Source organism: Streptomyces adustus (assembly GCF_009377175.1).
Classification (GTDB): Bacteria; Actinomycetota; Actinomycetes; order Streptomycetales; family Streptomycetaceae; genus Streptomyces; species Streptomyces adustus.
In genome coordinates, this window is record NZ_VJZD01000340.1 from 1 (window position 1) to 8,253 (window position 8,253).

The 8,253-nt window shown below is 71.6% G+C and carries 8 protein-coding genes; 6 read left to right on the plus strand and 2 right to left on the minus strand.

Going from position 1 to position 8,253, the window contains the following annotated elements; genetic code table 11:
- Positions 1 to 875 (minus strand): hypothetical protein (locus tag FNH09_RS42475; RefSeq protein ID WP_152895208.1); only part of this gene is annotated, 875 nt, incomplete at its 3' end.
- Positions 876 to 1,001: 126 nt separating this feature from the next.
- Between FNH09_RS42475 and FNH09_RS42480 the strand changes: the two genes are divergently transcribed.
- From FNH09_RS42480 to FNH09_RS42505, 6 genes are all read left to right on the plus strand, one after another.
- Positions 1,002 to 2,213 (plus strand): pyridoxal phosphate-dependent aminotransferase, encoded by a 1,212-nt coding sequence (locus FNH09_RS42480; protein WP_152895209.1) that lies wholly within the window; start codon positions 1,002 to 1,004, stop codon positions 2,211 to 2,213.
- A 104-nt stretch (positions 2,214 to 2,317) separates the two neighbouring features.
- Positions 2,318 to 2,746: an SCO4983 family protein gene (locus FNH09_RS42485; protein ID WP_152895210.1), complete on the plus strand. Its 429-nt coding sequence runs from the start codon at positions 2,318 to 2,320 to the stop codon at positions 2,744 to 2,746.
- Between the two features lie 181 nt (positions 2,747 to 2,927).
- Positions 2,928 to 4,004 carry a substrate-binding domain-containing protein gene (locus FNH09_RS42490; RefSeq protein WP_162469930.1) on the plus strand — a complete coding sequence of 359 codons (1,077 nt, stop codon included), beginning with the start codon at positions 2,928 to 2,930 and terminating at the stop codon, positions 4,002 to 4,004.
- Between the two features lie 14 nt (positions 4,005 to 4,018).
- On the plus strand, positions 4,019 to 5,194 hold the full coding sequence (locus FNH09_RS42495) for a toxic anion resistance protein (protein ID WP_152895211.1): 1,176 nt from the start codon (positions 4,019 to 4,021) through the stop codon (positions 5,192 to 5,194).
- The gene (locus FNH09_RS42500; RefSeq protein ID WP_152895212.1) at positions 5,191 to 6,762 is read left to right on the plus strand and encodes a substrate-binding and vWA domain-containing protein; all 1,572 of its coding nucleotides are present in this window, start codon (positions 5,191 to 5,193) and stop codon (positions 6,760 to 6,762) included. The genes FNH09_RS42495 and FNH09_RS42500 overlap by 4 nt, the downstream gene beginning before the upstream one ends.
- Positions 6,749 to 7,351, plus strand: a complete 603-nt coding sequence (locus FNH09_RS42505) for a hypothetical protein (RefSeq protein ID WP_162469931.1) — start codon at positions 6,749 to 6,751, stop codon at positions 7,349 to 7,351. Before FNH09_RS42500 ends, FNH09_RS42505 begins: the two co-directional genes overlap by 14 nt.
- 245 nt (positions 7,352 to 7,596) lie before the next feature.
- Here FNH09_RS42505 and FNH09_RS42510 read toward each other — a convergent pair.
- Positions 7,597 to 8,253, minus strand: a 657-nt coding sequence (locus tag FNH09_RS42510; RefSeq protein ID WP_152895213.1) for a phosphoenolpyruvate carboxykinase domain-containing protein, incomplete at its 5' end; no start/stop codon positions are given.

Below are 8,253 nucleotides of genomic sequence, written 5' to 3' on the forward strand. Positions count from 1 at the left end.
GCCGAGGGCGTCACGCTCCTGCCCGGCGACGCCGACGCGCCGGCCGACGTGCTCGCGGAGTGCTCCGGCGAAGCCTGCCGCGTGGCGGCCGGGGCGCTCGACGCCGCGGAGGGCAGGGCGGCCCCGGGGGCCGTCACCCCTTCGGAGTCCTGCAACGTGACCGCGGCCGTACCCGTCGGGTCCGGGTCCTCCGGCGCGGCGGACCCCCCGGCCGTACCGTCCCGCTCGCCGCCCGTGCCGCCGGAACCGGTGAAGGAGAGTCCGGCCAGCACCGCCGCCACGGACACGACCCCCGCCGCGCCGGCGACGATCGCCGCCCGCCGCCTGCGTACGGCACCCTGCTTGCGCCGGGACCGGCGGCCGGGCCCCGCGGGCGCCAGGGACGCGACGGCCGGCGCGGACGGCGCGTAGGGCGTGGCGTAACCGTCCTGCCCAGCCCCCACCTCGTCCCCTGCCGCGGCCCCGTCCGGATGCCCGTCGCCCCCCGCGTACCCGTCCGCGTAGCCGTCCGCGTCCTGGGGCCCGGCGTCACCGGGACGGCCGCTCTCCCCCGGATGCATGGAATAGGGGGGATACGCGACATACCCCGGATCCCCCGGCCGGCCGGAATGCCCGGGAGATCCGGGATATCCGGGCGGTATTTCGCCATCCACCAGGGCCGGCAGCTCGCGCGTCTCGTCGTACGAGTTCGTCCAGCCGTGCGCGGCCGCGGGATCGGTGTACTCCTCGTAGGCCGGAGCCGGAGCGGACTGCGGCCGGTACACGTTCGGGTGCGCCGTGGGCTCCACTCCGAGGTGGGCGCCGGACGCGCCGGCCTGGTCAGCTGCGACGTGGGGGCCGTACGCCCCGTCCTGGCGCTGAGATGGGATGGACATGATCGCGGATTCTAGGTACAGGTGGGGCTCCTGTGACAGCTCTCGGCGATACCCGTACAAACTGACGTGTCTCACGTGGCGGAAAACACGACCCAAGAGACGTTATCGAGCCGTAAGCTCACGGACATGCAGGTGATCCAGTCGACCAAGCTCGCCAACGTCTGTTACGAGATCCGGGGCCCGGTGCTCGAGGAGGCGATGCGGCTGGAGGCGGCGGGGCACCGGATCCTCAAGCTGAACACCGGCAACCCGGCCGCCTTCGGCTTCGAGTGCCCGCCGGAGATCCTGGAGGACATCCTCCGCAACGTCTCCACGGCCCACGGCTACGGCGACGCGAAGGGCCTGCTGGCCGCCCGCCGGGCCGTCGTCATGCACAACCAGACCCTCGGCATCGAGACGGACGTCGAGCACGTCTTCATCGGCAACGGCGTCTCCGAGCTGATCGTGATGGCGATGCAGGGCCTGCTGGACGACGGCGACGAGGTCCTCGTACCCGCCCCCGACTACCCCCTGTGGACCGCGGCGGTCTCCCTGTCCGGCGGCACGGCCGTCCACTACCGGTGCGACGAGCAGTCCGACTGGATGCCCGACCTCGCGGACGTCGAGCGGAAGATCACCGACCGCACCAAGGCGATCGTGATCATCAACCCGAACAATCCGACGGGCGCGGTCTACGACGAGGCGATGATCCGGAGCCTGACCGACATCGCCCGCCGCCACAACCTGCTGGTCTGCTCGGACGAGATCTACGACAAGATCCTCTACGACGGCGCCACCCACACCCCGACCGCCGCGATCGCGCCCGACCTGCTCACCCTCACCTTCAACGGCATGTCGAAGGCCTACCGAGTGGCCGGCTACCGCGTCGGCTGGATGTCCATCTCCGGCCCCCGCGCGCACGCCCAGTCCTACATCGAGGGCCTGACGATCCTGGCGAACATGCGCCTGTGCGCGAACATGCCGGGCCAGCACGGCGTGGTCGCCGCGCTCAGCGGCCGCCAGACGATAAACGATCTGGTGCTGCCGGGCGGGCGGCTGAAGGAGCAGGTGGACACCGCCTACGAGCTGCTGACCCGGATCCCGGGCGTGACCTGCGTACGGCCGAAGGGCGCGCTGTATCTGTTCCCGCGCCTGGACCCCAAGGTCTTCAAGATCAAGGACGACCGGCAGATGGTCCTCGACCTGCTGCGCAGCGAGAAGATCATGGTCGTCCAGGGAACCGGCTTCAACTGGCCCGAGCCCGATCACTTCCGGGTGGTGACCCTGCCGTCGGTCGACGACCTCCAGGACGCGATCAGCCGGATCGGCAACTTCCTGGACGGCTACAGCCAGACCTGACCGCGTTCGGGCGGGGCCGCCGACGGCTCCTTTTCCCGAACGGCGCAACTTTAGACGAAATCCAAGCTAGGATGGTTTCCTGTCAGAGCACAGGAGACCGTCCCATGTACGAGCCGATCCGCACCAAGTCGGTCCACAGCACGATGGCCGGCAACACCTCCGACTTTCCCCACCGCTCCCGCGAGGAGGAGCTGGACATCCAGCTCGCCGGACATCTCGCGGCGCTGCTCGCCGTCACGGACGAGCTGCGCGGCACGGAGCCGTCGGCCGATCTCGACACCGCGGCCGAACGCCTCGCCCAGCAGGTGACCCGGCTGCGCGCAGGCCACGCGCCGGTCCGCGCCGCGGCGAACGCCGCCGGTGACGAGCAGCGCCGCGCGGCACTGCACGAGCGCGCCCACACGCTCGCCGGCCGCGCCCTCGTCGTCGCCGCGTCCCGCGCCGACACGGCGGCGGCCATCCTGGCGGCGGAGCGCATGGACGCCCACGCCGCGGCGTCGGCGCAACGGCCGGAGCTGAGCGCCGCCGGCTGACACCCCCTCACCGGGGCCCCGAACGGCCCCGGTCCGCGTGCACCCGCAGCGACGCGCGGACCGGGCGCCCTGTTTCCCCCTTCGGACTCCCGTCCTCCCGTTGCATACCGGGAACACCACTTCACCGCCCGTTCATCCGTCCCGCCCAGGAATGTAGGGTTCCGCGAGCACAGTCCCCGGCGTGAGACGCATCGCAGGAATAGTCCTCGCGGTACTGCTGATCGGCGGAGTGGTGGCTGCCGTCGTCGCGGGCCGGGAACACGGGGACAAGGGCACGGCAACGAAGACCGTGCATATCGTGATCGGGTCGGAGAAGGCCGAGTTCTTCGCAGATCCCGACGTGGTGAAGGCCCTCGCCGCCAAGGGCTACACCGTGCAGGCGGAGACCTCCGGGTCGTGGGCCATGGAAGGCCTCGACCTCAAGGGGTACGACGTCGCCTTCCCGTCCAGCCAGGCCCCGGCCGCCGAGCTCGCCGCGAAGTACAAGGTGCGCGGGACGCTGCCGCGCCCGTTCTACTCGCCGCTCGTCGTCGTGGCCCACCGCGGCGCCGCCGAGGTGCTCGCCGGCAACGGGCTCGCCACCCTCGACGCCAAGAACCGCGGCACCCTGCGCATGGCCGCGTACCTGGACGCCGCCCGGCACGACCGGACCTGGCAGCAGCTCAAGGGGGCCGCCAAGTACGGGGAGCTGACCGGCACCCTCTACATCTCCAGCACCGATCCGGAGACCTCCAACTCGGGCGCCCTCTACCTCGCCGCGGCCTCCTACGTCGCCGACGGCGGCCGGGTGGTGTCGAGCGACGCCGACATCGCGCGCACCGCGCCGCTGCTGCACAAGCTGGTCAGCGTCCAGGGCGCCCAGCAGTCCAGCAGCGACGCGAACTTCCGGGACTTCGTCAGCGGCGCCGGAAACCCGCTCGTCCTGGTCTACGAGTCCCAGGTCGCCTCCCTGCTCGGTCAGCAGCGCGACCCCGGCGACCTGGTCGTCCTCTACCCGGACACCACCGTCAACAGCGACCACACCGTCGTACCGCTGACCGAGAACGGCCGCGGTCTGGCCGAACTCCTCGGCACCGACCCGGTGCTGCGCAAGCTGGCAGTGCGCCACGGGTTCCGGCCGCAGGGCGACACCGCCGAGTTCACGGCGGCGGCCGCCGGCCACACCGCCTATCTCAAGCAGCAACTGACCGGTGTCCGGCAGGCGCCCGTGCCCACCTCGAAGGTGCTGCACGAACTGGCGCGCCGGGCCCGCGGATGAACGGGGGGAACCACATGACCACTGCGGACAACGACTTCACGCTCAGCCCGCCCGAGGCCGTCGCACCGGTGCCGCGGGAGAAGGCCGGCGGGCTCGTCCCCGTCGACGACCGGGTCCGTACGGAGATGGCCGCCAAGGCCAGCGCCTACATCGAGGGCCTGACCGCGCTGGACGCCCGCTCGCCCGAGTTCGCGGGCAAGGTCGGGGAGATCACCGCGCTCGGCGCCGGAGAGATGCGCACCGCCACCGCGCAGTCCAACCGCATGCTGGAGCGCGCCGTGCGCAGCCTGCCCGACAAGGGCGGGGACGCCCAGTCGAAGGTCGCGGGCTCGCTCGTCGAACTGCGGCGCGTGGTGGAGGACCTGGACCCGCGCGACCTGTCCGCGAACAAGGGGCGCAAGTTCCTCTCCCGGCTGCCCGGCGGCAACAAGCTGCGCGACCACGTCGCCAAGTACGCCTCCGCACAGGGCACGTTGAACAAGATCGTGGGCTCGCTGCGCGGCGGGCAGGACGAACTGCGGCGCGACAACGCGGCGTTGCAGACCGAGCGGGTCCGGCTGTGGGAGACCATGGGCAAGCTCCAGGAGTACGTGGTGCTGACCCAGGCCCTGGACACGGCCGTCGAGCAGCACATCGCCGGGGTCGAGGCGACGCAGCCCGAACAGGGCGACACGCTGCGCGCGGACGTACTCTTCCCGGTCCGGCAGAAGCAGCAGGACCTGCTGACCCAGCTCGCGGTGTGCGCGCAGGGCTACCTCGCCATGGACGTCGTACGCCGCAACAACGACGAGCTGATCAAGGGCGTCGACCGGGCGGCCACGACCACCGTGTCGGCGCTGCGCATCTCCGTGATGCTGGCCTCCGCCCTCGACCACCAGAAGAAGGTCGTCGACCAGGTCAACGCCCTGCGCGGGACGACCGAGGACCTCATCCGGGGCAACGCGGAGATGCTCGCGACCCAGAGCGGGGAGATCCAGCGGATCGCGGCCGACCCGGCGGTGGGCGCGGAGACCCTGCGCGCGGCCTTCCAGCAGATCTACCGCACCCTCGACGCCATCGACACGTACAAGGTCCAGGCGACCGAGGTGATGGCGTCGACCGTGGAGTCCCTGACCTCGGAGCTCCAGAGCGCGAGCTCGTACCTGGAGCGCAGCCGGTCGCAGAGCGCGCTGGAAGGAGGCCTCGGATGAGACGTGCTCCCCTGAGCCGCCGGAGTCCCCTGACGGGCACCCTGGCCGCCGCCGTGGCCGCGCTGTCCGCGCTGTCCCTCCTGACGGCCTGCTCCACGGAGCGGAAGAAGGATCCCGACGCGCCCGAACCCGGCACCGTCCGCGTCCTCGCCTCCAGCGAGCTCGGCGACATGACGCCGGTGCTGGACCAGGTCCGCAAGGACACCGGCCTCACCGTCCGCCCCACCTACATGGGCACCCTGGACGCCGTGGACCTGCTCGCCAAGGGCAAGGCGGACAGCCGGTTCGACGCGGTGTGGCTGTCCTCGAACGCCTATCTGCGGCTGCGCCCCGACGCGGCGAAGAAGGTCGTGTCGGAGACCCCGGTCATGTCGAGCCCGGTGGCGATCGGGGTGAAGACGCAGACGGTGAACTCGCTGGGCTGGCAGCCCGACCACGTCACCTGGTCGCAGGTCGAGAAGGCCGTCGCGGACGGCAGGCTCACCTACGGCATGACCGACCCGGCCCGTTCCAACTCCGGTTTCTCCACGCTGATCTCGGTCGCCTCCGCCCTGTCCGGCGCCCAGTCGGCGCTCACCGACGCCGACGTCGCCAAGGCCACCCCGCGGCTGAAGGAGTTCTTCCGGGGGCAGAAGCTGACCTCGGGGTCGTCGGGCTGGCTGGCGAGCGCGTACACCCGGCGCGGGAACGTCGACGCGCTGCTCAACTACGAGTCCGTCCTCAAGGGCATCCCGGGCCTGACCGTGATCCGCCCCACGGACGGGGTGGTCACCGCCGACTACCCGCTCTCCTCGCTGGCCGCCTCGGACGCGACGGCCCGGGCGGACGTCCGCCGCCTCGCCGACGACCTGCGCACCGACGCCGTGCAGCGGCTCATCACCGAGCGCACCCACCGCCGGCCGGTCGTGGCCTCGGTGCGGCCGGCCGCCGGTCTGGACACCTCCAGGCGGCGCGAACTGCCCTTCCCCGGCAGCCGTTCCGTCGCCGACGGGCTGCTCGACTCCTACGAGAACGAGCTGCGCAGGCCCTCCCGGACGGTGTACGTCCTGGACACCTCCGGCTCGATGGAGGGCGACCGGCTGTCCCGGCTGAAGAAGGCGCTCACCGATCTGACCGGCGACTTCCGCGAACGCGAGGAGGTCACGCTGATGCCGTTCGGGTCGGAGGTCAAGAGCGCCCGGACCCATGTCGTCAGCCCGTCGGACCCGCAGCGCGGGCTCGCCGCGATCCGCAAGGACACCAGGTCCCTGGAGGCCGACGGCGAGACCGCGATCTACACCTCGCTGGAGAAGGCCTACGACCATCTCGCCACCGACAGCGACACGTTCACGTCGATCGTGCTGATGACGGACGGCGAGAACACCACCGGCGACGACGCCGGCGACTTCGACGCCTTCTACCGGGGGCTCGGCGCCGCCCGGCGGGACATCCCCGTCTTCCCCATCCTCTTCGGCGACTCCGACCGCGCGGAGCTCGCGCACATCGCCGACCTGACCGGCGGCCGTCTCTTCGACGCCCAGCAGGGCTCGCTGGACGGCGCCTTCGAGGAGATCCGTGGCTACCAGTAAGTTCCTCGGGTACCTGGAGAGCCGCAAGAACATCACCGGCGCCGCCTGCGGGATCGCCGGTCTGGCGCTGACCTTCATGGGGGTGGCGGGCCCGTACTGGCCGGTCGTGGTCGCGGGTCTGTACGGCGCGGGCGCGCTGATCGCCCCGCCGGAGCGGCCGCCGCTGCCCGACTTCCCGGACCCGTCCGCTCAGTTGGACGAGGTGCGTGCCGACTTCGGGAGGCTGCGCGACTATCTCGCGGACGTCGAGCTGCCGCCCGCCGCCGCTGGTCGGCTGACCGAACTGACCGAGCTGCTCACCGCGTTGCTCGACCCCGGCTGGGTCACCGAGCTGCTCGCCCAGGACCCGGAGGGCGTGCACACGCTGTCCCGGGCCGTACGGCAGGACCTGCCGGAGGCCGTCGACACGTTCGTACGGACCCGCTGGTGGACGCGGCTGGCTCCCGGCCAGGAGCCGCCGGAACGGCATCTGGAGCGGCAGCTGACGCTGCTGCACGAGGAGGCCGACCGGCTGGCGGCGGGCCTGCGGGAGGCCGAGGCGCGGCGGCAGGAGTCGCACACGCGCTATCTGGAGGACCGCTCGCAGTAGCGGGGCCGGTGCCCGCGGCGACGGACCGGGGCCGGTGCCCGCGGGGAACGGGCCGGTGCCCGGAAAAAGGGCGAAGGCCCGCCGCCGGTTCCCCGTCAGGGCGGACGGAGACTCGGCGGCAGGCCTCGGGCCGCGCACGTCGTTGTACGCGACCTCGCCGGTCTGTGGTGGTTCACCGCGGCCGGCCGTGACGATACTGCTGGTCAGGGCACGATCGGAGCCGGCCGCGGCGTATGGGGGGCTGGTCAGCCCAGGCGCTCCACCAGGGCGCGGTACTCGTCCCACAGTTCCTTGGGCGTGTGGTCGCCGAAGGTGTTGAGGTGCTCGGGGACCAGGGCGGCCTCCTCGCGCCAGACCTCCTTGTCGACCGTGAGCAGGAAGTCCAGGTCGGACTCCGACAGGTTCAGGCCGTCGGTGTCGAGGGAGCCCTTGGCCGGCAGGATGCCGATGGGGGTCTCGACGCCCTCGGCGCGGCCGTCGAGACGGTCGACGATCCACTTCAGGACGCGGCTGTTCTCGCCGAAGCCGGGCCAGACGAACTTGCCCTCGTCGTTCTTGCGGAACCAGTTGACGTAGTAGATCTTCGGGAGCTTCGCCTGGTCCTTGTCCTTGGCGACGTCGACCCAGTGACCCATGTAGTCGCCCATGTTGTAGCCGCAGAACGGCAGCATGGCGAAGGGGTCGCGGCGCAGCTCGCCGACCTTGCCCTCGGCGGCGGCGGTCTTCTCGGAGGCGACGTTCGCGCCGAGGAACACGCCGTGGTTCCAGTCGAAGGACTCCGTCACCAGGGGCACCGCGGTGGCGCGGCGGCCGCCGAAGAGGATCGCCGAGATCGGCACGCCCTTGGGGTCCTCCCACTCGGGCGCGATGATCGGGCACTGGGCGGCGGGGACGGTGAAGCG

What these genes read in the sequence shown, in the direction of transcription:
- FNH09_RS42480 (WP_152895209.1), top strand. Translation starts at nt 1,002, where the DNA reads ATGCAGGTGATCCAGTCGACCAAGCTCGCCAACGTCTGTTACGAGATC.
- FNH09_RS42485 (WP_152895210.1), top strand. Translation starts at nt 2,318, where the DNA reads ATGTACGAGCCGATCCGCACCAAGTCGGTCCACAGCACGATGGCCGGC.
- FNH09_RS42495 (WP_152895211.1), top strand. Translation starts at nt 4,019, where the DNA reads ATGACCACTGCGGACAACGACTTCACGCTCAGCCCGCCCGAGGCCGTC.
- FNH09_RS42500 (WP_152895212.1), top strand. Translation starts at nt 5,191, where the DNA reads ATGAGACGTGCTCCCCTGAGCCGCCGGAGTCCCCTGACGGGCACCCTG.